We start from the raw sequence: 23624 nt of genomic DNA on the forward strand, positions 1-23624 counted from the left end.
CTGGTTAAAACCCTGCCCGACGGCATCAAGGTCAGCTACCAATACGATCTGTTGGGCCGCCTGACCGGTGTTGATGACGGCCAGAACCATCCGCTTGCCTTCGAGTACGACCGCCAGGATCGGCTGATTACCGAGCACCAAGGTTGGGGCACGCTGCGTTACGCCTACGGCGCCTGCGGTCAGCTCAAAAGCATGCGTTTGCCGGACAACAGCAAACTCGACTATCAACACGCCAAGGGTGGCGCCCTCGCCGGCATCGACCTCAACGGCGCCCCACTCACCCGCCACGTCTACCAGTCCGGTCGCGAACAACAACGCGAGCAAGGCCTGCTGCTCAGCGAATACTCCTACGACGAACAGGGCCGACTGCTCGCCCATGCCGTGGGCCATAAACGCGATTCGATGTATCGCCGCGATTATGCCTACAGCGCCAACGGCAACCTGTCGTACATCGCCGACACTCGCCACGGCCAACGCACCTACGGCTACGACACCCTCGACCGTTTGATCCGCGTCCGCCACTCCCGCGACGAACTCCCGGAAACCTACGCCCACGATCCCGCTGGCAACCTGCTCATGCAGGATCGCCCCGGCCCCAGCAAAATCACAGGCAACCGCCTGTTGATGCAGGGCGACCGCCATTACGACTACGACGCCTTCGGCAACCTGATCCGCGAGCGTCGCGGCACCGCGCACAAACTCGTCACCGAATACCGCTACGACTGCCAGCATCGACTGATAGGCCTGACTCGCCCCGACGGTAAAACCGCGTCTTACCAATACGACGCCTTCGGCCGGCGCATCAGCAAAAACGTCGACGGCGCCGCCACCGAATTCTTCTGGCAAGGCGACAACCTCGTCGCCGAAAGCAGCCAGAGCGAATACCGCAGCTACGTCTATGAACCCGGCACCTTCCGCCCGCTAGCGCTGCTCGACGGCAAAGGCCCGAAAAAGGCCTGCCCGTTTTACTACCAGAACGACCACCTCGGCACGCCGCTGGAACTGACAGATTACAGCGGGGAAATCGTTTGGTCAGCGCAGTACGACGCCTACGGGAAAGTCGCGGCGGTGACGTTGGCGGCTGAGGAATACCTGGATCAGCCACTGCGGTTTCAGGGGCAGTATTTCGATGCGGAGAGTGGGCTGCACTACAACCGACATCGGTATTACGACCCGCGGCTGGGACGGTATTTGACTCCGGATCCGGTGAAGCTCGCGGGTGGGTTGAATCAGTACCAGTACACGCCGAATCCCACGGGGTGGGTGGATCCGTTGGGGTTGAGCTGTAACTGCCCCGGAGGCATTCCTGCTGATGGACCTTATAGCGAAATTGTTCCAGGTGGAGGATTAGAAGCCCATGAGACTCGCGGTGGACATGCTATTGCGAGACATGTAGATAGATCGGAGGCTCAACTCAGAGCTAGGCTAGCGGCCGAGCCGAACATACCTATTGCGTCAACATTTCTAAATAGGTCAGAAGCTGAAGCTGCACTCTCGAATGTTATTAGAAACAATAAGGTGACAATTGATAATTTTGTGCAGGGTAATGCAAGAAAACTTGTAATTAATGAACAGGTGTCAGCTCCTGCAGGGGTGGGTGTAGTGAGGCAGAGCGGAAGGTTGGAGCCTTTGTCTAGCATTAGATTGGTGTTGCGGCGAGATGCAACTTCACCGCTTGGATACTTTATTTTGACGGGATTTGTAAATGACAATTGAAGATTTTCCTAGCCTGTTTCAGTTTCTCGGGGCCTATTTTCATGAGGACTGGATGTGTGAGTTTGACTCAGCAGATGATGTTGTTAAATCTTTCATGGCGGACTCGGAATCTCGCGTACTTGAGAAGGTGGTAAAGGAAATCGACTCTCTTTTGGCGATGAAAATTTCAGAAAATGAAACTCGAGATTTTTTGCTGAAAAAAAATGGCTGTTGCTATTGCTATTGGAATGAGTGGCGAGACGGAAATTCGTGGTTGAAGCACATTTCTGTACTGTTTAGTGAGGCTTCGCATAATGATATTTAAGTGTTTCTAGGATTGTTAGTGTCATTTGTTATTCGTTGAATAAGAAAGTGGCTTTAAGAGGAGTGTGTTGTGGTTGAGCAGAGTCGTAAAGTTGGTTTGTTATCAAGGATTTTATTTTTTTGTAAAGGTATAGGGTTGTTTGTGATGCAAAGGTCGAAGCCTCAGTATCAGAAGGTTGAAGAGTCAGCTAGCCATGAGCAAGCATTAAATGAGGGGCCTGTTGCTAAAGTTAAAAAATTCCGAGGAGTTCATAGTTCTCGCTTTTTGAGTCACAGAGCACAAATGAATGCATATAACGAGGCTATGACGAGAGAGCCCAGAAAAATGCCTTGCTTCACGGGAGAGGATAGTATGGGAAATCTGGTATTGCGAATGGAGACTGAAAATATTGGTGAGGGATATGAGCCAAATCCCGCAGATCCATCTGATCCACGCTACATCTCTGAAATGTATGGTTTTGAAATGAGATTTGATTTCGAGACGCTGGAGCCTTGGGCTCTTTATCCGATAGAGAAAGCATAATGTTGATGCATCCTTATCTTGATATTCCTTATCGTCCAAGGTTGTCTCACTTTCTCGGTGGGTTTGATACGTATGATCGCGAAGAAAGCTTGGGTGAGACGCTGTCTGCGTACGATCCTGAGGATCCATCAGACAGGAGTATTTTAATATCCACTTACGTAATCAAGCGGTTTTCGAAACTGAGCCATCGGCATAAGTTCGTTTTGTTTGCTGTGTTGGGAGAGGCGCTTGAAGAAAGCGGTGATGTCTTTCAAGAGGTGCTGGAGCATGATCCATACTCTCACTCCTTGCTACCAGACGGCTGGGATGAGATGAGTGATCCAAGGGCATTTTTCGAAAGCATGTACTTTCAGTTGTCCGAAGCATGGATGGACGAGCTTTCCAAAGCCAGCCAAGAAGACTCATCAACTTGGTAACCGCGACTTGGTGCTCGCTGCTATTTTGTAAGTTTTGGGGGCATTCATAGGGTGAAGATGCTGGTTGAACGAATTCGGTTATGTCGAATCACCGATGTCCGAGTGTAAGTGCTTCTGCAGGTGGCTGTGCGAACAGGCTATCAATCACATGCACGCTATACCCCGGAACATTCTTCGCATGGTGTTTCGCCTGCGATGCCATTTCCGCAAGCTGACTGGCATCAAGCTGTGCGCAGGCTTCGGAATGCAGATGCACGACGCCAATGGACAGCGACAGCAGCGGAAACTCCTGTCGCACGCCTTGGCGATCTGGCGCGATGAAGCAGCCTGCCTCAAGGTGTTCGGGGCGGTAGAAGCGTCGGCATTGGCTCTGGAAATCGTCGAGCAGTTGATTGAGTCGTTTGCGCCAGTCTTCAGGGCCGAGGACTAACAGGAAGTCATCGCCACCATGTGGCCAACGAAATCTCGGGTGGGGTCGACGCGTTCATTCAGGCATTGCGCGAGACACAACAACACTTCGTCCCCGCGTCCGTACCCGTAGATATCGTTGAACGGCATCAATTTGTGAAAACAAGAGCGATCGGTTCGATTCCATACTAATTTTTAATAAGCAGTCGATGCTGTTTATCCGGTAGGTATATCTTTCTGTATTTTATAAAGTCGTCAGGGTACTTTTTTAGACCTGCAGTAAGTATTACTTGGTAAGGCTTTCCATATTTATTTAGCTCTCCGATTTTTGCCAAGCAACGTTTAAGGTTGTCTAGTTCAATTCCTGATGTTTCTGGTGTGTCAATAATTAAAAATCTTGGGAAAGGGACGTTTTCTTCTGAGAGAGATAGGTTCATAAGTGCAAGGTAATACATCAGTCTTTTTGATACTGCTGAGCTGGCCTCTCTGTATTCTCCGCTACCAACAATTGGCAAGTAATCCTCTATGCTGATTCGTGCAGTGTTGCAGTCGGGAAGAGAGTCAGTCATGAGCTTATTATAAATCGCACTTAGCTTTCCTACTTTTTCTTGTATGTCTATTCTTGCGTTAGCTTCTAATTGGTCTGTCAATAATTTTGATCTTTCATGGTCGCATCTTTTCTGTTCGTAATCATTTGTTAGGCGAACATTCTTACTTTCAGCTTCCATCTGTTGACGTATTGTTTCTATGTCTTGACGGGTATTTAATATCTCGTCATCGATGTCATTTATTGTATCAAGGTCTACTGGCGTGTCGAGGTTATCAATACGCTCTTCTATCTTTCGCATTAGTTCAGGGAGTTCTGTTTCCAAGCTTGTGATGGCTTTTTGGATAGTGCTCAGCTCTTGCTCACAGTCCGTGATTGCTATTTCGATTGTATGAGTTGTTTTTATTTTTGACTTGTAGATATCTTTGTATTCTTTGGATGTGTAAAAGAAACGCTGGTATTGTTCTTCTTTGATTTCTGAACCGCATACACAGTGACCTGCTACTCGCTCAACTTTTCCTAAGCAATATGGGCAGGTGTCTGCTGAAAATAAATTAAGTTGGTCGTGAGAATGAATTATTTTTGATATTTGGAAGATTTCTCTAAGAGTGCTCTCTTTTATGGAGTTTAATTTCTGTCTTTCTCCGATTGTTGAAATTAACGCTTGGTTTAGCTCGCTTAGTGCGAGTTGGTTTTCAGTTGTTTTGTTTTTTAAATCTATAAGTGCATAATCTACTGGTGTTTTTTTGGTGTCTCTGCTACTTTTGAATTTATTTCTGGAGTCGTGTAGTCTTTCTAATTGTTTTTCTTTATCCTGTAGGGCCTTTTGTAGGAACGTTATGTTTAGCGGTTCTAAGCTTCCTGATAACTCTTCTATGATTCGCGAGTATTCTTTTAGAAGTCCTGCCGCTATGTTTTTTTCCTTTTCTAATGATTTTGATTTGGAGAGGGAATCATAATACTCTGAGTATGTCTTGCCGACCAAAAGCTCAAAGATAGCTTTCCTCAAAAGCTCGGAATCGTTCATGAAATTGTTTTGAGTGTCTAGCTTTTTGTAAACCCCTCTTGGATCTGGCTGCTGGTCATGATAAATAAGACGCATCAGGTCATTGAAGTTTATTTTGAAATTTCGATGGCCTTGATATAACTCTACGACAGATATATTTAGTTTTGATAAGATCCAGTCCGAAAATATATATTCAGATTCTTGTGTGCGGAATACTTGCAGTATTATTGGTGCAATGTCGCTATTGTGTATGAGTGCAAGGGACTTTGTCTGGATATCACTAGCTTCTAATGTTGCAGATATAGTTATGTCATTATCTTCTATGTGTCGTGTGAGTTTGAAGCTTTCTTCATTTATTTTTATATAAAGCTCAACTCGATTGTCTTTATCGTTTGTTATTTTTTTATGCTGCTCTTTTTTCTCTTTTCGGCTGAATTCATTCACCCTTCCGCCGAGACCATAGTAGATTAGGTTGCAAAAGGTGCTTTTTCCTGTGCCATTGTCACCTTCTATGAGAATGAGGTTTTCTTCGAATATGGGGGACTCGAAATGATAGTTCGTGCCTTGGTAAACTACCTTTTGTATTCTTAAATTTCCCATATTTTTACGCCTCTATCTCTATATATTTTGCTGAGAAATGTATCAAGAGTAAGTGCAGTGCTTCTTTGGATTATTGTTTTGAATTTTTGACAGTTTTGGTACTCGCTGTCGAACACTTTTTTTGATAAAAAATCCTTTGGTAGGTTGTCTTTGTTTAAGGTTATGTTCACCAAAGTTTCTATGCTTCCCTGCTGCAGGCTTACATAACCTTTTTTTTCAAGGGTGAACAATATTTTTAAAGTTTCACTTCTTTTTGCTAGTCCATTGGTGTAACTCTGGAATAGAAAGTCTTTGTCTTTTTTGTGCAGTTTTTCTATAGGCGTTGCTTCGAGTGTAAGTATGTTTCTTTTGTTATTTATTAGTTCGACTATAAAGGGTAGTTTTCTGTAGTCCTTGAATTCCTTTCCTTTAGTGCATCCAAGGCAGTCAAGAATAATAATAATTGAGTAAGTTAAAAGGTAGAAGTCATCTGTCGAGATGAACATTAAATTCTTTTTGGCGGCCTCGTTCATTTTGACGTCTCCTCGTCGAGGCTTACAAAGCATGAGTCTATTAGATTAAGAACTATACTGTTGACAGTTTCTCTGTTAGATACGGAGTAGGTATAGTCTTTTTTCAGTTCTTCAATTGAGCTGGCAGCTTTCTCTTGCAAAGCCTTTATTATAGTGTCGATAGAGTTCTGGTCGACGCCCTTTTCTAGTTTTCGATGGTCAAAGAAATGATCGTCGCAAGCTTCAAATACTCTGTATTTTAACGATAGGAAGCTTTTGTTGCTTGCGTCTTCTTCTGTCTTTGAATTACAAGCTTTTCTCGCTAGTGTTGCAATTTTAGACTTTGGATAAGTTGGGCAAACATCCAATATTTTTTCTTCAAGGTTTCGTTTATCAGTTATTTTTAAGGATAGCTCTTGAAGGTCTTTCCAGATGGGGTCAAGCAAGGATTCATTTATTTCGGATTCGGCCATTTTAAAGATGAGCTGAACCTCCGCAGAGTTTATAAATCTTTCTGCATAGTCTTTGAAGTGTTGTTTTTCATCGATTTTATCTAGTAGCTTTGCAAGTATTAATTGTTCTTTTCCGCTCATGCTAATTTGATAGTAGCTGCTTTCTTTTATCAGCTTCTCTGTTGTTTCTTGAAGGCTCGATTCATCTTCTTGTCCCGACAACCAAGTTATTTTATTTAAGAAGGTTTTAAAGTCGTCGAGAGACATTTCTTCTAGTGTGATTAAGTGGCCTTTGCCTTCGATTTTTTCGTATTGCTCTTTATATTCGGCAACTAATATGGCCTTAATGAGAGTCGCTATTTCGTCGGTAATTTCGGATTTTTTTGGAGTGTGTCAAGAATTGGTTTTTTGGGGAGTTCTATTTTTGTTCCGTCAGAAAGGTTTTCTTTACGCTCTTTTCCAAAATTAGTCGTTGTATAAAAATTAAATGTAAATAGGGTTGAATAGCTTTTTTGCCATTTTCCTATGTAAATATCGAAAAAACCTACAAGTGTGTTGAGAACCGCATTTGAAAAGATAGTGAAATTGCTGTCGGGGCTAAAATTTTTATCTTCTTCAATTATTTGTTCTGTATTGAAATCTATGGTTTTTATTATTGTTACATCTTCTTCTACTTCAATGGCAGCATAATAAAAATTCACATATGAATTTTCGCTAGACGCTTCAAGAAGCAGTTTTGCCGCACGAAGCTTCTGTAGTCGGAAGCCTTTCGTTTTATCGGCTGCATCACGATTTATAATCTGCGTCATAGCGACGTGTAGTCCGTTACTGAGTTTCAGCGGTAGGCCGAACCCTAACCGAGGCAGGTCGTGATGTCTATATGCCTCTAAGCATCCATCTCATGGTCATCTACCTCGTTTCAGAAGGGGGCTCGCCGTACGTGGATGAAGCGGGAGGAAAATCTATCGTGATCCTGACTTGTGTTGATCTGTCCGGGATGGCCCCTTGGTCACTGCCTTGGGGGGACGCAGGGTTAGGCACGTCGATAAATTTTAAACAGTGAAATCCCTTTAGGTCGTTGAAGGGTTTGAAGCTGTCGATGTCGACGTAGCAGATGACTGATTCTCGACCCTGTTGCAGCAGGCGGGTGAGGCACTGCTGAATCGGCACATTGCCGGGTAGCAAGGTCAGCGGGTTGGCGTAGCGTGCCTGTTGGATTTTCAGTTCGGTGATGAGTTTGAGCACGTCGATCACCCGGCCGAGACCGAGGTAGCTGCCGTTGAGGGTGATGATGAAATCCTCTTCGATCCGCTGCCGAGCGCGGCTGGTGATGAGGCGGCTCACTTGCTGCAACGACTGACTCATTTCCACCGCGAGAAAGTCGTCATTCATCAATCGGCTAATCGGTTTACGCGCAAACAAGTCAGTGGCAAACGGTTTGAGCAGCGCATCCGACAAGGAATGTCGATGGACGATGCCACACGGCTGACCTTGTTCGTCGAGCACGGCCAGTGAGTTGAGGTTGGCCTGGCGGCGGAAGGCTTCCAGCACGGTGGCGGTCGGTGTGTCACGCGCTACGGCGGGTTGGTCGTTGAGCAGTGCGCTGAGGTCGCTGCCTTCGTCGTTCAGCGCAACGCTGCTGCTGTCGTGTTTGGGCATCAACGTGCGGGCGTCGCGCGGTGGGTGTTCTTGTGGGCGGCCGAGCAAATAGCCTTGCACCAGGTCGACGCCCATTTCGGTGAGCACCGCGAGTTCTTCCGGCAGTTCGATGCCTTCGGCGATTACTTGCGCGCGGGAGGCTTTGGCGATTTGCAGGATCGAGCCGACGAATTCGCGTTTCAGCGCATCCTGATGAATGCCGTCGATGAAGTGCCGATCGATCTTTACGTAATCCGGGCGCAGTTCCGACCACAGGCGCAGGCTCGAATAACCGGCGCCAAGATCATCCAGCGCGATGGAAAAGCCCATCGCGCGGTAGTGATGCAGTGCGGTTTGCAGCAGTTGAAAGTCGTCGATGGGTGTTTGTTCGGTCAGTTCAATGACGACCTGGCTGGGTGGAATGCCGAAATCTTGAAGGAGTTGCAGTGTGCGTCCCGGTTGATGCGCGGCTTCGAGTAATGACTCGGGCGAGACGTTGAGAAACAGTTTGCCCGGCAGTTGCTGTTCATTGAAACGACGGCAGGCGCTTTGTCGGCAGGCGATTTCCAGCTCATTCAAACGCCCCGCCTGTCGCGCCACGGCGAACAAGGCAATCGGCGAGTGAAGAGGGCTGTTGGACGGGCCGCGTGTCAGCGCTTCGTAGCCGAGAATGCGGCGCTCGGAGAGGCAGATGATCGGCTGGAACAGGCTGTGCAATCCGCTTTGAGTCAGGATCGAGCTCAAGGCACTCAGCTGTTCGGTCGTGGTCATGGCAATCTCTGGCGATAAAAAAAGGACTGGGAGCGCTCTCGTTGGAGAGTGGCTCCCAGTCCTTTATTGCACGACAGAATGATGACTGTTTGATGACGATCCGGGGATCGTCAGCATTAAATTGCCATCACTTACTTCTTCGCCACCTGATTGCTCAGCTTCAGGTAATCCAGCAGCACGCGCCCGGTTTCGCTCAGGTAGGCATCGTCTTCTGGTTTGACCTTGTCCGGCTCGGCGGCCGTGAGGGCGTCGTCGTCTTCTTTCTTCAGCTCTTTGAGCGGCTCTTCGCCTTTGGCTTTGCGACGGATGTTTTCCATCGCCAGCTGCTTGGCGTCGATGTCGGTGTGTTGCGCGCGACGCTCGGTTTCATTGAGGCTGACGGTTTTTTCTTCCATCAGTTTTTGCGCGAGCGCCAGCTTGTCACGGATGAACACGAACTCCGCGTCTTTTGCCGTGCGGGCGTCATGCTCGGATTTGAGCTGAGCCAGATACGGTTTGAACGGATCGGCCGCTGGTTTGATCGCCGCGCGGATGGTGTCCCACGGCATGGCTTCCGGCAGAGCGCTTTCGCCAATTTCCTTGGTGTCGATCAGCGACGGGTAGTCGATGTCCGGCAGCACGCCCTGATGCTGGGTGCTCTGACCGGAGACCCGGTAGAACTTGGCCAGGGTCAGTTTCAGTTCGCCATGGTTCAGCGGCTGAATGGTCTGCACGGTGCCTTTACCGAAGGTCTGGCCACCGATGATCAGCGCGCGATGGTAGTCCTGCATGGCGCCGGCGAAAATCTCTGAAGCCGAGGCGGACAAGCGGTTGACCAGCAGCGCCATCGGGCCTTTGTAGAACGCGCCCGGGTTTTCATCTTCGAGCACGTCGACACGGCCATCGGCATTACGCACCAGTACGGTCGGGCCTTTGTCGATGAACAGACTGGTCAGCTCGGTGGCTTCCTGCAGGGAGCCGCCGCCGTTGTTGCGCAGGTCGATAACCACACCGTCGACTTTTTCTTTCTGCAGTTCAGTCAGCAGTTTTTTAACGTCGCGGGTGGTGCTCTTGTAGTCCGGATCACCGGCGCGGAACGCTTTGAAGTCGAGGTAGAAGGCCGGAATCTCGATGACGCCGAGCTTGTAGTCCTTACCGTCCTGTTTCAGGTTGAGGATGGACTTCTTCACCGCCTGGTCTTCGAGCTTCACCGCTTCACGGGTGATCGGCACGATCTTGGTGGTCTGGTCGTTCGGCGCATTGCTCGCCGGAATCACTTCCAGGCGCACCACGGTGCCTTTCGGGCCGCGAATCAGTTTGACCACTTCGTCGAGACGCCAGCCGACCACGTCGACCATCTCTTTGTTGCCTTGGGCAACGCCGATGATCTTGTCCGCCGGGGCGACCTGTTTGGTCTTGTCGGCCGGGCCTGCCGGCACCAGACGCACGACTTTCACCTGGTCGTTGTCGCTCTGCAACACAGCGCCGATGCCCTCGAGGGACAGGCTCATGTTGATGTCGAAGTTTTCCGCGTTATCCGGCGACAGATAGTTGGTGTGCGGGTCGTACGACATGGCGAAGGTGTTGATGTACGCCTGGAAGATGTCTTCCGGACGGGTCTGATCCAGGCGCGCCAACTGGTTCTTGTAGCGCTTGGTCAGGGTTTCCTGAATCTGCTTCGGATCTTTGCCGGCGATCTTCTGGCGCAGGACTTCGTCCTTGACGCGTTTGCGCCACAGGTCATCAAGTTCTGCAGTGGATTTCAGCCAAGGAGCGTCCTTGCGATCGATCAGCAAGGTTTCCTTGGTGTTGAAGTCCATCTTGTCGACGCCTTTGTTCAGCTCGGCGATGGCGAAGTCCAGACGCGATTTGACGCGATCCAGATAACGCTTGTAGATGGTGAAGCCGGCGTTGAGGTCGCCGCTTTTGAGGAAGTCGTCGAACTGCGTCTTCCACTTGTCGAATTCGGCAATGTCGCTGGCCATGAAATAGCTGCGCGACGGATCCAGCAGCTTGATGTAGCTGTCGTAGATGATCACCGAGCGCGCATCGTCGAGCGGCGGCTTGCTGTAGTGGTGACGCTTGAGCAACTCGACGACGTTCAGACTGGCGATGACTTCATCGCGATCAGGCTGCAATTTGTCCCAGCTGTTGGCAGCGAAGGTATTGCCCGACATCGGCAAAATACCGATACCGATGAATAGAGCGAGGGCGGTGCTTGGGAGCAGATGCTTCATGCTGATTCGACGCGGGGACAATTGATAACGCATATTAGGCCGTCTTTGAAGTCGCCGGTTCTACGAGAGCCGGTCGCATAATGCAAAAAGCCCGGCGCTACAGCTTCGGGCTCAGTCCAGACTCACTATGGAGGCACTGTGAAGGCATTGCAAGGCGTGGAAGGTCAAGTGGCGTGGGTTGAGACCCCGAGTCCTACATGTGATGTAGGACAAGTTCGCATTCGAGTGGCGGCAGCCGGCCTCAATCGCGCCGATTTATTACAGAAAGCCGGTCTCTATCCGCCACCGCCGGGCGCAAGCGACGTGCTCGGTCTGGAGTGTTCCGGGGTGATCAGCGAGGTTGGCGCGGGCAGTTCGTGGCAGGTCGGCGATCGGGTCTGCGCCTTGCTGGCCGGGGGCGGCATGGCCGAAGAGGTGGTGGTTGACGGGCGGCACGTGCTGCCTGTTCCCGAAGGCGTTTCGTTGATTGAAGCGGCGGCATTGCCCGAGGTTTACGCAACAGTCTGGCTGAATGTGTTTCAACTTGCGGCGCTCAAACCGGGTGAGAAAGTTCTCTTGCACGCCGGGGCAAGTGGAATCGGTTCAGCCGCCATTCAGCTGTGCAAGGCGTTTGGCAATCCGTGCTGGGTCAGCGTCGGTTCAGCCGAGCGTTTGGCTTATTGCGAGGCGCTGGGGGCTCAGGGCGGGGTGCTGCGTACTGACGATCTGGAGAGCCTGCGTGACTTCGGGCCGTTTGATGTGATTCTCGATCCGGTGGGCGGTAATTATTCGGCGCTGAATTTGAAGCTGATGGCGCTGGACGGTCGTTGGGTGTTGATCGGTTTGATGGGTGGCCGCGAGGCGAAACTGGATCTGGCGCAGGTGTTGGGTAAGCGCGTGCAGTTGCTGGGCTCGACGTTGCGCAGCCGTGATGATCAGTTCAAGGCGGATCTGTTGAGTGATCTGGGCCAACAGGTGTGGCCATTGTTTGCGGAAGGGCGGTTGAGTCCGCAGTTGGCCAAGGCGTTTGCGGTGAAGGATGCCGAGGCGGCGTTTGCCGAGCTGGCGAGTAATACGGTGGCTGGGAAACTGGTGTTGGTGATTGACGAAAGTTTGAGCTGAGATCAGAGCAAGGTCAAAAGATCGCAGCCTTCGGCAGCTCCTACAGGGGGATTGCATTCCAAATGTAGGAGCTGCCGAAGGCTGCGATCTTTTGCTTTTATTTCCAGAGATGGATGGGCCAGCCGGTTTTTTCGGCGTGCTCGAGCAGCACCGGATCCGGGTTGACCACGTGCGGGAAATCCACTTTCAGCAGCAATGGCAGGTCATTGCGTGAGTCGGAATAAAAACTCGCGCCTTCGAGGTTCTCTTCTTCAGCGTCCAGCCACTCCAGCAAGCGAGTGATCTTGCCTTCACGGTAGGTCAACGTGCCCGCGGTCTGGCCGCTGTAAACGCCGTGCGCGACTTCCAGTTCAATCCCCAGAATCTCGTCGATGCCGAGTCGATCGGCAATCGGTCTGACCAGGTGCGTGCCCGACGCCGAGATCACCAGAATCCGGTCGCCGGCCTTGCGGTGCGCGGCGATGGTTTTGGTCGCGTCGCTGAAGATGATCGGTTCGATAAAGTCTTCAACCCACGGCCCGACCAAGTGCTCGACTTCTTCAGGCGTACGGCCGATCAGCGGTTCGAGGCTGAACGCCATGTACTCTTCCATGCGCAATTTGCCATGGCTGTAGGCGTCCATCAGTTCGTTGTTCTTGCGCATGAACGACTCGGGATCGACCCAGCCCAGGCGCCCCATTTGTTCGCTCCAGAGGGTGGCGCAGTCGCCGTGGATCAACGTTTCGTCCAGATCAAAAATTGCCAGGGCCATCAGTTCTCTCCGAGAACAGCTGCGAGCTACAAGCTTCGAGCTGCAAGAATTGGAATCAGCTGCGCCGCAGTCTACAACTTGAAGCTTGTAGCTCGAAGCGCGCAGCTGCTTTTAAGCGACTTCACACAGGGCCGTCGGATCGATGGAAAGCGCCAGACGCTGACCGTCGGGATGCAGATCAGCCGCCGAGCGATTGAGCACATCCACCACCAATTCCACGCCGCGCGCTTCGATGCGATAGCGAATGACATTGCCGAGCAGGCTGTGGCTGCGGATCTGCGCGTCGAGTTCGCCGTTGAGGCTCAGTTCGATGGCTTCCGGGCGAATGGCGATGCGATGGTTGATCGGGCGCCGCAACAGTTTCGACGCGGCTTCGGCGTCGAGCAGGTTGTAGTTGCCGATAAAGCCTGCGGCGAACACGTCGACTGGCGCGGTGTACAAGGTCTCGGCGTCGCCACTCTGTACGATTTTTCCCTGATTCATCAGGAAAATGCGATCAGACATGGTCAGCGCTTCTTCCTGATCGTGTGTGACGAAGATCGTGGTCAGGCCGAGTTCGCGCTGAATCTGACGGATTTGTTCGCGCAGGTGTTTGCGAATTCGTGCATCGAGGGCCGACAGCGGTTCATCCAATAGCAACAAACGTGGGCGCGTGACCAGCGAACGGGCAAGGGCGACACGCTGGCATTGACCACCGGAGAGTTGATGCGGATAGCGGCTGGCGAAGTCGTTGAGTTCCACCAGTTTCAATACTTCCGACACGCGTTTATGACTGTCGTCGGCGTTGACCTTTTGCATGCGCAAACCGAATGCGACGTTCTGCTCGACGGTCATGTTGGGGAACAGCGCGTAGCTCTGGAAGACCATGCCGATCCCGCGTTTTTGCGGTGTCAGCGGCACAATGTCGACGCCATCCAGCAGGATCTGACCGCCATCCACCGGTGTCAGCCCGGCGATGCAGCGCAGCAGGGTAGATTTGCCGCAACCGGACGGGCCGAGCAGGGTGACGAATTCGCCTTTGTTGATCTCGCAGTTGATGTCGCTGAACACCGTGGTGCCCGCGTAATTTTTCTGCAGGTGTTGGACGCTGACATAGCTCATTCGCTTTTGTCCTTGTTCAAGATGTTGGCGATCCAGGTCAGGACCAGCACGAAAAAGAAATACGAGATAACCAGCGCACTGGTGAAGTGACCGCTGCTGTTGCGCATGTTGTTCAGATAAACCTGCAGGGTTTCGTAACGCGTGCCGACGAGGATGTTGGCGAAAACGAACTCACCGAACAGGAACGAGAACGACAGCAGCAACGCGACCATCAGGCCTTTGCGCAGGTTGGGCAGCACCACCAGAATGGCTGCCTGAAAGGTGCTGGCGCCGAGCAGTTGCGCGGCATCCATCAGGTCGCGCAGGTTGATCGCTTGCAGGTTGTTGGTGATCGCGCGGTACATGAACGGCAGGGCCACGGTGAAGTAGCAGCCGATCAGAATCCATGGCGTGCCGACCATCGCCATCGGCCCGGAACCGTAGAGCTGCAACAGACCTACCGATGACACCACCGGCGGCACCGCGAAGGGCAGCAGGATCAGGATGTTCATCAGCGCATCGAGTTTCGGAAAGTGGTAATGCACGACGAACAGCAGCGGCAGAATCAATACCACCGACAGCACCAGCGCGCCGACGCAGACCAGCAATGACTGGCCGAACGCGTGAAGGAAGCGCGGGTCGCTCCACAACTGGATGTACCACTTGAAGGTGAAACCGCTGGGCAAAATGGTCGCCGACCAACTGCTGGCGATCGAGTAAACCAGCGTGCCTGCCAGCGGCAGCAAAAGGATCGCAAACAGCAGGTAAACCACGACGCGGTGGTAGAGGCCGGCCGGGCCGGATTCAGCGCGAGACATGGTAGCTCCTCTTCAACAGCAGTTGATGCACGACGGTGACGATGGTCATCAGCGCCACCAGCACCACGGCCAGAGCGCTGGCCAGATTCGGGTCGAGGGAAATGTCGCCGGAGACCATCGCAGCAATCCGGATCGGCAGGACGTTGAAGTTGCCCGTCGTCAGTGCATACACCGTGGCGTAGGCGCCGAGGGCGTTGGCCAGCAGAATCACAAACGTACCGAGCAAAGCAGGTGTCAGCACTGGCAAACCGATGTGCCGCCAGAACTGCCAGCCGTTGGCGCCGAGCAATGCTGCGGATTCGCGCCAGTCTTCACGCAAGGCGTCGAAGGCCGGGTAGAGCAGCAGCACGCCAAGCGGAATCTGGAAATAGGTGTAGAGGATGATCAAGCCGGTTTTCGAGTACAGGTTGAAATCCTGAATGATCCCGGCCTGCTTGAGCATGATGGTGATGCTGCCGTTGAACCCGAGCAGGATGATGAAGGCGAACGCCAACGGCACGCCGGCGAAGTTGCTGGTCATGTTGGCGAAGGCATTCACGAAGTTGCGCAGTTTCGAGTCGACGCGGCGCAGGGAATACGCCCCGAGCACGGCAATGATGATGCCGAATACGCTCGACCAGAAACTGATTTCCAGGCTGTACTGGATCGCCTGCAAGTAGAACTTCGAACTGAAGATCTTGGTGAAGTTTTCGATGCCCCAACCGAACTCTTCCGATTGCAGGCTGTTGATCATTACCCAGACCAGCGGGGCGATTTCGAAGACGATAAAGAACAGCGCGAAGGGCACCAGGCACAACGCCGCCAGCCATTTGCCGCGAGTCATGGCATTCACTTGAGCAGCTCCCGGCACACAGGTTTGTCGTGGGGCACGCCGAGCAATTCGCAGACGGTGCCGCAGATTTCCGTCTGCTTCGGCGCGGCATCAGCGCTGAAGCTGAAGGCGTCGCCGAGGACGAAAAGCGGCACTTGACGCTCTTCCGGCAGCAGGCCGTTGTGCGAGCGGTCGTTGTTCATGCCGTGGTCGGCGGTCACCAGCACTTGATAACCAGCGTCGAGCCAGCTCTGCAAATAGTCGGCGAGGATGATGTCGGCCGAGCGCGCGCTGTTGCGGTATTGCGAACTGTCGAGGCCGTGTTTGTGCCCGGCGTCGTCGATGTTCATCGGGTGGATCAGCAGGAAGTTCGGATCGTGGCGCAGGCGCAGGTTTTCCGCGTCGGCGAACAGGTGCGAATCCGGATAGTGATCGTTCCAGTAGAAATGCCCGTGCTGGATCGGCAGCGACAGATTGTCGGTGTGCCGGTCGCGGGCAGCCACGAACGGTGAGCGGTTGTACAACTCGCTGACCCAGTGATACGCCGCGGCAGCGGTTTTCAGACCGGCATCGCGGGCGTAGTGATAAATGCTGCGCTGATTGGACAGGCGCGCGACGTTGTTGTGGACGATGCCGCTGTCGATCGGCGGCACGCCGGTGAGGATGCATTCATAGAGCGGTCGGGACAGGGCCGGCAGTTCGCACTCCAACTGGTAGAGCGCGGCGCGTCCTGCGCCAACATAAGCCTGCAGATGCCCCATGGCGTGGCGCGCGACCTCGTAGTTGAGACCGTCGAGCACGACAAGGATGACGTTGTGCTTCATAGGGGCAAAAACTCCGCGAAACAGGAAATTTCAGATTCAACCCGGATCCCCTGTGGGAGCGGGCTTGCTCGCGAAAGCGTTAGATCATTCAACATTGATGTCGACTGATACGACGCCTTCGCGAGCAAGCCCGCTCCCACATTTGGATCTGCAGCAGATCACAAAAGGGTGATCAGCCGCTTTATTTCATCTCTACGATGACTTCTTCGTTCCACTGCTGTGGCAGGGCTTTGGAGGTCTTTTCCCAGGCGTCGGCGTCTTTGATCGGGGTGACCTTTTTGTACTGCTCGTTCGGCAGCAGTTTGGCCTTCACGTCTTCCGGCAGTTGCAGGTGCTCGGCGCGGATCGGACGCGCGTTGCCGCGAGCGAGGTTGGTCTGGCCGGCGTCGCTGAAGATGTATTCGCGGGTCAGCTTGGCGGCGTTCGGGTTTTTCGCGTACTTGTTGATGATCGTGGTGTAGCCGGAAATCACCGATCCGTCGGACGGGATCAGCACGACGTAGTCATCCGGGTTGGCCATCTTGGCTTTGTAGCTGAGGCCGTTGAAGTCCCAGACCACGCCGACTTCGATCTCGCCTTTTTCCATGGTGGCGATGGTCGGGTTAGCCATCGACAGGCGACCTTGCTTGGCAATGTCGGCAAACAACAGCAGGGCCGGCTTGATGTTTTTCTCGTCGCCACCGTTGGCCAGTGCCGCAGCGAGTACGCCGTTGGCGGCCTGGGCGGCGGTGCTCACGTCACCGATGGAGACCTTGTATTTGCCGCCCTTGAGGTCAGCCCATTTGGTCGGTACTTCGGAGCCGTGCAGCAGCTTTTTGTTGACGATAAAGGCAATGGTGCCGGTGTAGGCCAGCGCCCAGTTGCCGTCCTTGTCCTTGGCCCAGTCCGGAACCTGATCCCAGGTGCTTGGCTTGTACGGTTGCACCACGCCTTGCTTGACCGCGATCGGGCCGAAGGCGGCACCGACGTCGCCGATGTCGGCGGTGGCATTGTCTTTCTCGGCGGCGAATTTGGCGATTTCCTGAGCCGAGCTCATGTCGGTGTCGATGTGTTTCAGGCCGTAGGTTTTGGCCAGGTCTTCCCAGGTGCCTTTCCAGTTGGCCCAGTCATCGGGCATGCCGACGCTGTTGACGGCGCCTTCCGCTTTCGCAGCGGCTTCGAGGGTTTTCAGATCGGTGCCGGCCGCCATGGCGGAGGTGCACAGTGCAATGGTCGAGCCTAACAGTGTTGCCAGGAAAAGCTGTTTCATTCCGAAGCTCCTTGGTCGTGTTCAACGCTGCGATTGCGGTGGTTGTTGGTCTAGGTCAGCAATACCTGAGCCAATTTAAGGGGGCTGGATGACACTTTGATGTCGGTGGCCTCGCGCCAGGCCTTTTATCTGGCCGATATCGCCAGGTGCCCGATAAGCGTAGACCATGCGCAAAGGCCCGGTGAGCAAGGGACTTGGCCGATGTATTGCAAGTCGTGAGGATGACCGTTCGGTAGTTTTGTCATCTCTCGGTCATCTGTACTGCCTAGGCTTGCATCACTACAAAGCGGTTTGATCGCCGTGCGGTTTTGCCCCGAAACAGTGCTGGTCTAGTCCAGATAGGTAACGTTGATGCGTGATGAGGCAACAAAAGCGGTGACAGCCATTGGCCAGGTGTTGCAGGAGCAGCTCGACCACGGTTTGTTGGCGGCGGGCAGTAAGTTGCCGGCCGAACGCAAGCTCAGTGAGCTGTTTGGCACCACGCGGATTACTGTGCGTGAGGCGTTGTTGCAGTTGGAGGCACAGGGGCAGATTTATCGCGAAGAGCGGCGTGGGTGGTTCGTTTCGCCACCGCGTCTGGCCTATAACCTGATGCAGCGAAGTCACTTTCACGCGATGGTCAGTGCGCAGGGGCGGGTGCCGTCGACCGAGGTGATTTCGGCGCGGCTGCAACCGGCGTCAGCGGCGGTGTGTGCGTGGTTGCAGTTGCCGGCGCTGTCCAGCGTGATTCAGATTTGCCGGTCGCGGCGGATTGACGGGCGGTTGGTGTTGTATGTGGAGCACTATTTGAATCCGCAGTTTTTTCCGGGGATCCTTGAGTTTGATTTGAATCAGTCGATTACTGAGTTGTATGCGCGGCATTACGATTTGCACTATGGGCGGGTGCGCTTTGAGATTGTGCCGACGTCTTTGTCGGTGGATGCGGCGGCGGCTTTGCGGGTGTCGGTGGGGAGTCCGGGGTTACGGATTGCTCGGGTTAATTATGATCAGCATGAGCGGTTGATTGATTGTGATCTGGAGTTTTGGCGGCATGATGCGATTCATGTCGGGGTCGACGTTGTTTGATCGTTTTTTGGGGGCATATCCGTTGCTGCGGGTGTTGCTGATTATGGTTCCGCCCTTACGGCGGGTCACTTTTGGCAAACGCCGGAGTGCCGGCCCAGCCCAAAGTAACCAAAAGGTCTGTGCCCTGACGTCCGGCCCTCGCTAAGGCTCGGGTTCCTTCGCTCCGGGTTCATCCGGGGGCATCGCCTACGGTTTGCTTCGCTGCACCTCCTCTCGATGCTTTCCCCGTATGAATCCCTCCACTCAGCCTCCCGACGGGCTCTAAGATCAAGATCAAAAGCAGGCGAGCTGACACTCGGCCTAATGGTTGGCGCGGTCAATGTGGGAGCTGGCTTGCCAGCGAAGGCGGCCTGACAGCCGACCAATCTCTCCCTGATTCAACACCATCCAATTGTGGGAGCGGGCTTGCTCGCGAAGGCGGCCTGACAGCCGACCAATCTCTCCCTGATTCAACACCATCCAATTGTGGGAGCGAGCTTGCTCGCGAAGGCGGCCTGACAGCCGACCAATCTCTGCCTGATTCAACACCATCCAATTGTGGGAGCGAGCCCGCTCGCGAAAGCGCCCCCACAGTCACCGCCTCTTTACTTGTCTGTCTGCGCGTTGGCATACAAATAATCCGTCGCCAACGAGGCCAGTGTCCTCACGCCAACCACCAGCGCCGACTCATCGACAAAGAACCCTGGATTATGATTCGGCGCGGCTTTGCTCATGTCTTGATCCCGCGGCGTCACGCCAAGAAACACGAACAGCCCCGGCGCTTCCTTGGCAAAGAACGAGAAGTCCTCGGCCCCGCCCACCAGCGGCCCTTGCACCACGTCATCCTTGGCCGCCCACTTCAACGTCGGCAGCATTTTTTCGGTGAGTGCCGGGTTGTTGATGGTCGGGTCGTATTTTTCGATGATGGTGACGTCCGCTTTGGCACCGCCGCTTTCGGCGATTTTTTCGACGGTCTGGCGTACGTCGGCGTGGAGTTTCTGGCGGATGCCGTAGTCGTATGAGCGGATCGTCCCGGTCATGTCGACCGATTCGGGAATGATGTTGTAGCGCGTCCCGCCGTTGATGGTGCCGATGCTGACCACCGATGGAAACGACGAGATGTCGGTGCGGCGGCTGACCACGGTTTGCAGGCCGACGATGGTTTGTGCGCCGACGGTGATCGGGTCGATGCCGTCCCATGGGCGGCCGGCGTGGGTTTGTTTGCCGAGGATTTTGATGCGCAGGTCGTCGGAGCTGGCGAGGGTCGGGCCGGGGCGGTAGGTGATCTGGCCGGCGGGGACGCCGGCCCAGACGTGCAGGCCGAAGACGGCGTCGGGTTTCGGTGATTTCATCACGCCTTCCTCGACCATCATTTTCGCGCCCCAGGTATTTTTGCCGTCGGGGATGAAGTCGCTCGGGCCTTCTTCGGCGGGCTGGAAGTAGAACACCACGGTGCCGGGCAGGGTGTCGCGCATGCCGGTCAGAATTTTCGCCGTGCTGAGCAGGATCGCGGTGTGGGCGTCGTGGCCGCAGGCGTGCATCACGTCGACTTCTTTGTCGAGATAGGTGCCTTTAGCTTTCGAGGCGAATGGCAGGTCGGAGACTTCCTTGACCGGCAGCGCGTCCATGTCGGCGCGCAGGGCAACAGTCGGGCCGGGCAGGGCGCCTTTGAGGACGGCGACCACGCCCGTGCGCGCCACGCCGGTTTTGACTTCCAGACCCATGGCTTTGAGTTGTTTGGCGACCAGTTCCGACGTGCGCTTTTCAGTGTTGCCGAGTTCGGGGTGGGCGTGGATGTCGCGGCGGGTTTCCAGCAGTTCCGGTTCGAGTTTTTGCGCCTGCTCGGCGATCTGTGAGCGCGTGCTTTCCATGGTGGCGGCGCCGGCGTGACAGGCGAACAGGGTGAGTAGAACGGCATGGGCAATGCGGGTCAGCTGCATCGGGTTTCTCCTTGGTTATTGTTTTTGGGCTTCCCTGCCTGTGACTGCAACTGCGCGCCTGAGTGCTATTCCTTAGGCTCGCCACCGCCGGCAGTGATCACTTGTACGCTCATGCGTGGGGTGGCCAGATCCAGTCCGGCTTCATCCAGATGCCGCTTCAGCGAAAGGTTGAACGCCCGCGACACTTCCCACTGTTTGATCGGCGCCGTCTTGAACCGTGCACGCAGAATCGCGCTGCCGGACTCAAAACTCTCGACACCCTGAATTTCCAGCGGCGACCAGATATTGCGGCGTTGCAGAGGATCGGTGCGCATCTTCTGGCCGACGTCGCGCATCAGTTTGATCGCGTCATCGATTTCCATGTTGTACGGCACCGCGACGCGGAAGATTGCGTAGCCGAACTCCCGCGAGTAGTTCTTGATGCTTTTGATCTCACTGAAGGGGATCGTGTGGACGATGCCGTCGATGTCGCGCAGGCGCACGGTGCGGATGGTCAGGCCTTCGACGGTGCCGAGGTGGCCGCCGACGTCGACGTAGTCATCGATGGCCAGCGAATCTTCGATGATGATGAACAGGCCGGTGATCAAGTCGGCAACCAGCGACTGCGCACCGAAACCGATGGCCAGACCGATCACACCGGCACCGGCCAGCAGTGGCGTAACGTTCATGCCCATGTTTGCCAGCGCGACGATCAGCGCGATGATGAAAATCGCCACGAACAGCACGTTGCGGATCAGCGGCATCATCGTTTGCGCGCGGGCATTGGCCAGGCCTTTGCGCGAGCGGGTGAGGGCGTGGTGCACGGCTGTATCAGAAAGAATCCAGATCAGCCAGGCAAACAGCAGCGTGCCAGCGAGGCTGAACAGTTTGACGCTGACGTCATGCCCGTCGCCTTCTGCGAAAGTGATCAGCGACTTGCCCCAGACCCGCAGACCCAACTCGATAAACGCCAGCCATACCAGCAGATGGGCGAGGGTATAGAAGAAGTTTTTCAGTCGTTCCGAATACAGCGCATGGCGTTTAGCCCCGCGCTGCGGTTTCAGCGAGTGGCGACGCACCAGGCCGTTGATCACCATGCACAACACCAGCAACACCGTGCAGATCATCGATTGGCGCAAAGCAGTGCTGGTGTCGCCGGCGGAGAAGAACGTCGCGAACAGCGAAATCCCCACCAGCACCAGCGCCGGGACGTACCAGAAGGTACCGAGGATATCGATGGTGTCGCTGAGCGCGCGGCGAGTCAGGCGTCGCGACAGGGGCTGGTTGCGGATCAGGTGCGCAATCGGTCGGCGGAACCGCAGAATGAACAGGCCGGTTGAAATTGCAGCGAGGACGTTGGCGACGGTCGCGGCGGTGTGGGCCAGATGCACGCCGAGGCTTTCAATCAGACGCGGATCATTCAGCGCCTCACCGAACGCGGCGAAGCTGCCGATCAGCCACAACGGCCGGAACGCCTGATGACGCAGGATGTACAGCGCGCGATGGCGATGTGGGCCATCGAGCAGGGAAAAGGCAATCACGCAGATTGCCGAGAAACAGGTGCCGACCACCAATGCGTACGCCAACACCATCGCCAGGCTTTTACCCAACGAGGAAGGCAAGGCGTAACTCATGTAGACGGTGATGACCAAAGCGATCAGCCACGGCCCGAGTTTGCGCAGGGCGAAGCGCAGCATGTCGAGGGCTTTGGGGTGTTGCGGCAGTTCTTCGGTGAGGCCGAAACGCATGCGCACGCGGTGACTGAGCCAGATCAGCGCAGCGGCGAGCAGGCTCCAGACCATCAGAATCATGGCGAAACCGAAGATTACCGGCAGCCATTCGCTGGCCGGCATCATCAAGGCGCTGAATTCATCTTTGGCCAGATCGAACTCGGCAGACCAGCGATTGAGCGGGCTGTCAGCGCCGGTGAATTGTTTTTCGAAATTGGCGAGGGTGCCGCCGATCAGGCCGAGCACGCCTTCTTCAGGTGTGGTCTGGGCTTTTTTCGTGGCGTCGCGCAACTTTTTCAGGTCGGTGAGCAGTTGCGCGCGTTGCTTGTCGTTTTCCAGCGACTTGATGACTTCGTCGAGGGATTGACCGAGGGGTTCCTGCGCTTCGGGCTGGGCCTTGTTGGTGTTGAGCAGGCCGGGCAGACCGACCGCCTGGGCAGGCGCCAGCGGCAGCAGCGTCATCAGGCAGACGAGGAACAGACTGGGTAAAGCAAAAAGACGAGCAAACACTAGGCGGTCAACCTCGCAATGGGCGGATCGAACGAGTGTACGAGCCCGCCTGCTGCAATGCGAGCCGGTGCGCGGTTATTCGTTGAGTTTGGCGAGGATCTTGTAAACCACGGTAGCGAGGATCAACAGCATGCCGACCCACATGGCGAAGACACCGGCATTCTTGTCGCGGAAGTTGAAGCCGATGGCCAGCAGGAGCATTCCGCACAGGATCGGAATGAGCATGGCGTGAAACGAAGACATCGTGATCATGGAGACAGCCTTGTCGAAAGGGATGATTAAAGTCTAGGTGGCTTTTGTTTGGGAGGTGCTGATGTGTATCAGAGTTGAGCCGGTTTCAGGATGAAATTTGTGCTGCCTGGACTGACGCTTTCGCGAGCAGGCTCGCTCCCACATTTGAAATGCATTCCAATGTGGGAGCGGGCTTGCTCGCGAAGCTTTTAAGGCAAATCGCGGCAGGCGTAAAACGCACTCAGCACTTTCACCAGATGCGCCAGGTCGTGGCTGCCGCACAGTTCGCGGATCGAGTGCATGGCGAAGGTCGGCAAGCCGATGTCGACGGTGCGCACACCGAGGTGGCTGGCGGTGATCGGGCCGATGGTCGAGCCGCAGCCCATGTCGCTGCGCACCACGAAGCTTTGCACCGGCACTTCTTCGGCCATGCACAGATGGCGGAAGAAGCCGGCGGTTTCGCTGTTGG

At 54.4% G+C, this 23624-nt stretch carries 20 protein-coding genes and 3 pseudogenes; 6 read left to right on the forward strand and 17 right to left on the reverse strand.

Features of this window, described 5'->3' with window-relative positions:
- The 4 genes from ACIP1X_RS22270 to ACIP1X_RS22285 form a co-directional block, all read left to right on the forward strand.
- Positions 1-1716 (forward strand): RHS repeat-associated core domain-containing protein (locus tag ACIP1X_RS22270; RefSeq protein ID WP_400755129.1); only part of this gene is annotated, 1716 nt, incomplete at its 5' end.
- Positions 1706-2020, forward strand: coding sequence for a contact-dependent growth inhibition system immunity protein (locus tag ACIP1X_RS22275; RefSeq protein WP_400755131.1), 315 nt, complete (start codon positions 1706-1708; stop codon positions 2018-2020). The genes ACIP1X_RS22270 and ACIP1X_RS22275, both read left to right, overlap by 11 nt.
- Before the next feature lie 69 nt (positions 2021-2089).
- Positions 2090-2542, forward strand: coding sequence for a hypothetical protein (locus ACIP1X_RS22280; RefSeq protein WP_400755133.1), 453 nt, complete (start codon positions 2090-2092; stop codon positions 2540-2542).
- Entirely contained in the window at positions 2542-2958 is a 417-nt protein-coding gene (locus ACIP1X_RS22285; protein ID WP_400755135.1) for a hypothetical protein, read from the forward strand. The genes ACIP1X_RS22280 and ACIP1X_RS22285 overlap by 1 nt, the downstream gene beginning before the upstream one ends.
- A gap of 88 nt (positions 2959-3046) precedes the next feature.
- On the opposite strand, the pseudogene ACIP1X_RS22290 reads toward ACIP1X_RS22285, so the two are convergent.
- The 7 genes and pseudogenes from ACIP1X_RS22290 to ACIP1X_RS22320 form a co-directional block, all read right to left on the reverse strand.
- Positions 3047-3513 (reverse strand): annotated as a pseudogene (locus tag ACIP1X_RS22290) (diguanylate cyclase domain-containing protein); the annotation flags it as partial.
- 41 nt (positions 3514-3554) lie between these two features.
- The gene (locus tag ACIP1X_RS22295) at positions 3555-5519 is read right to left on the reverse strand and encodes an AAA family ATPase (RefSeq protein WP_400755137.1); all 1965 of its coding nucleotides are present in this window, start codon (positions 5517-5519) and stop codon (positions 3555-3557) included.
- Positions 5507-6031: a hypothetical protein gene (locus ACIP1X_RS22300; RefSeq protein WP_400755139.1), complete on the reverse strand. Its 525-nt coding sequence runs from the start codon at positions 6029-6031 to the stop codon at positions 5507-5509. Before ACIP1X_RS22300 ends, ACIP1X_RS22295 begins: the two co-directional genes overlap by 13 nt.
- Positions 6028-6729, reverse strand: a complete 702-nt coding sequence (locus ACIP1X_RS22305) for a hypothetical protein (protein ID WP_400755141.1) — start codon at positions 6727-6729, stop codon at positions 6028-6030. The genes ACIP1X_RS22300 and ACIP1X_RS22305 overlap by 4 nt, the downstream gene beginning before the upstream one ends.
- An 89-nt stretch (positions 6730-6818) precedes the next feature.
- The gene (locus tag ACIP1X_RS22310; protein ID WP_400755143.1) at positions 6819-7271 is read right to left on the reverse strand and encodes a hypothetical protein; all 453 of its coding nucleotides are present in this window, start codon (positions 7269-7271) and stop codon (positions 6819-6821) included.
- Positions 7272-7524: 253 nt separating this feature from the next.
- A pseudogene (locus tag ACIP1X_RS22315) lies at positions 7525-8871 on the reverse strand (EAL domain-containing protein); the annotation flags it as partial.
- Between the two features lie 131 nt (positions 8872-9002).
- Positions 9003-11087, reverse strand: coding sequence for a carboxy terminal-processing peptidase (locus ACIP1X_RS22320; RefSeq protein ID WP_172680089.1), 2085 nt, complete (start codon positions 11085-11087; stop codon positions 9003-9005).
- 138 nt (positions 11088-11225) lie between these two features.
- On the opposite strand from ACIP1X_RS22320, the gene ACIP1X_RS22325 reads away from it, so the two are divergent.
- Entirely contained in the window at positions 11226-12188 is a 963-nt protein-coding gene (locus tag ACIP1X_RS22325) for a zinc-binding dehydrogenase (protein WP_400755145.1), read from the forward strand.
- Positions 12189-12285: 97 nt separating this feature from the next.
- Here ACIP1X_RS22325 and ACIP1X_RS22330 read toward each other — a convergent pair whose 3' ends face one another.
- The 6 genes from ACIP1X_RS22330 to ACIP1X_RS22355 form a co-directional block, all read right to left on the reverse strand.
- A complete protein-coding gene (locus ACIP1X_RS22330; protein WP_400755147.1) occupies positions 12286-12939 on the reverse strand; it encodes an HAD family hydrolase in 654 nt (217 codons plus the stop codon).
- A 111-nt stretch (positions 12940-13050) separates the two neighbouring features.
- Entirely contained in the window at positions 13051-14040 is a 990-nt protein-coding gene (locus ACIP1X_RS22335; protein ID WP_400755149.1) for an ABC transporter ATP-binding protein, read from the reverse strand.
- Positions 14037-14837, reverse strand: a complete 801-nt coding sequence (locus ACIP1X_RS22340) for an ABC transporter permease (protein ID WP_008083711.1) — start codon at positions 14835-14837, stop codon at positions 14037-14039. The genes ACIP1X_RS22335 and ACIP1X_RS22340 overlap by 4 nt, the downstream gene beginning before the upstream one ends.
- Positions 14824-15660, reverse strand: coding sequence for an ABC transporter permease subunit (locus ACIP1X_RS22345; protein ID WP_178124209.1), 837 nt, complete (start codon positions 15658-15660; stop codon positions 14824-14826). Before ACIP1X_RS22345 ends, ACIP1X_RS22340 begins: the two co-directional genes overlap by 14 nt.
- A 5-nt stretch (positions 15661-15665) precedes the next feature.
- Complete coding sequence (locus ACIP1X_RS22350) at positions 15666-16472, reverse strand: alkaline phosphatase family protein (protein WP_212551384.1); 807 nt, start codon at positions 16470-16472, stop codon at positions 15666-15668.
- 181 nt (positions 16473-16653) lie between these two features.
- Positions 16654-17721, reverse strand: coding sequence for an ABC transporter substrate-binding protein (locus ACIP1X_RS22355; RefSeq protein ID WP_141129984.1), 1068 nt, complete (start codon positions 17719-17721; stop codon positions 16654-16656).
- A gap of 351 nt (positions 17722-18072) precedes the next feature.
- On the opposite strand from ACIP1X_RS22355, the gene ACIP1X_RS22360 reads away from it, so the two are divergent.
- Positions 18073-18786, forward strand: coding sequence for a UTRA domain-containing protein (locus ACIP1X_RS22360; protein ID WP_064121017.1), 714 nt, complete (start codon positions 18073-18075; stop codon positions 18784-18786).
- 584 nt (positions 18787-19370) lie between these two features.
- Here the strand turns inward: ACIP1X_RS22360 and ACIP1X_RS22365 are convergent.
- The 4 genes and pseudogenes from ACIP1X_RS22365 to ACIP1X_RS22380 form a co-directional block, all read right to left on the reverse strand.
- Positions 19371-20705, reverse strand: coding sequence for an amidohydrolase (locus ACIP1X_RS22365; protein WP_400755152.1), 1335 nt, complete (start codon positions 20703-20705; stop codon positions 19371-19373).
- A gap of 65 nt (positions 20706-20770) precedes the next feature.
- Positions 20771-22924, reverse strand: a complete 2154-nt coding sequence (locus ACIP1X_RS22370) for a mechanosensitive ion channel family protein (RefSeq protein ID WP_212544298.1) — start codon at positions 22922-22924, stop codon at positions 20771-20773.
- A gap of 75 nt (positions 22925-22999) precedes the next feature.
- A complete protein-coding gene (locus ACIP1X_RS22375) occupies positions 23000-23176 on the reverse strand; it encodes a hypothetical protein (RefSeq protein ID WP_172680090.1) in 177 nt (58 codons plus the stop codon).
- Positions 23177-23364: 188 nt separating this feature from the next.
- A pseudogene (locus ACIP1X_RS22380) lies at positions 23365-23624 on the reverse strand (M18 family aminopeptidase); the annotation flags it as partial.

Origin of the sequence: Pseudomonas sp. NPDC088885 (assembly GCF_044750025.1) — a bacterium.
GTDB classification, from domain to species: Bacteria; Pseudomonadota; Gammaproteobacteria; order Pseudomonadales; family Pseudomonadaceae; genus Aquipseudomonas; species Aquipseudomonas rustica.

Bases quoted from the DNA above. Each gene is read 5' to 3' on its own strand.
- ACIP1X_RS22365 (WP_400755152.1), bottom strand. From the start codon at position 20,705: ATGCAGCTGACCCGCATTGCCCATGCCGTTCTACTCACCCTGTTCGCC.
- ACIP1X_RS22305 (WP_400755141.1), bottom strand. From the start codon at position 6,729: ATGTCTCTCGACGACTTTAAAACCTTCTTAAATAAAATAACTTGGTTG.
- ACIP1X_RS22355 (WP_141129984.1), bottom strand. From the start codon at position 17,721: ATGAAACAGCTTTTCCTGGCAACACTGTTAGGCTCGACCATTGCACTG.
- ACIP1X_RS22375 (WP_172680090.1), bottom strand. From the start codon at position 23,176: ATGATCACGATGTCTTCGTTTCACGCCATGCTCATTCCGATCCTGTGC.
- ACIP1X_RS22275 (WP_400755131.1), top strand. From the start codon at position 1,706: ATGACAATTGAAGATTTTCCTAGCCTGTTTCAGTTTCTCGGGGCCTAT.
- ACIP1X_RS22335 (WP_400755149.1), bottom strand. From the start codon at position 14,040: ATGAGCTATGTCAGCGTCCAACACCTGCAGAAAAATTACGCGGGCACC.
- ACIP1X_RS22345 (WP_178124209.1), bottom strand. From the start codon at position 15,660: ATGACTCGCGGCAAATGGCTGGCGGCGTTGTGCCTGGTGCCCTTCGCG.
- ACIP1X_RS22330 (WP_400755147.1), bottom strand. From the start codon at position 12,939: ATGGCCCTGGCAATTTTTGATCTGGACGAAACGTTGATCCACGGCGAC.
- ACIP1X_RS22300 (WP_400755139.1), bottom strand. From the start codon at position 6,031: ATGAACGAGGCCGCCAAAAAGAATTTAATGTTCATCTCGACAGATGAC.
- ACIP1X_RS22320 (WP_172680089.1), bottom strand. From the start codon at position 11,087: ATGAAGCATCTGCTCCCAAGCACCGCCCTCGCTCTATTCATCGGTATC.
- ACIP1X_RS22340 (WP_008083711.1), bottom strand. From the start codon at position 14,837: ATGTCTCGCGCTGAATCCGGCCCGGCCGGCCTCTACCACCGCGTCGTG.
- ACIP1X_RS22295 (WP_400755137.1), bottom strand. From the start codon at position 5,519: ATGGGAAATTTAAGAATACAAAAGGTAGTTTACCAAGGCACGAACTAT.
- ACIP1X_RS22360 (WP_064121017.1), top strand. From the start codon at position 18,073: ATGCGTGATGAGGCAACAAAAGCGGTGACAGCCATTGGCCAGGTGTTG.
- ACIP1X_RS22350 (WP_212551384.1), bottom strand. From the start codon at position 16,472: ATGAAGCACAACGTCATCCTTGTCGTGCTCGACGGTCTCAACTACGAG.
- ACIP1X_RS22310 (WP_400755143.1), bottom strand. From the start codon at position 7,271: ATGACGCAGATTATAAATCGTGATGCAGCCGATAAAACGAAAGGCTTC.
- ACIP1X_RS22285 (WP_400755135.1), top strand. From the start codon at position 2,542: ATGTTGATGCATCCTTATCTTGATATTCCTTATCGTCCAAGGTTGTCT.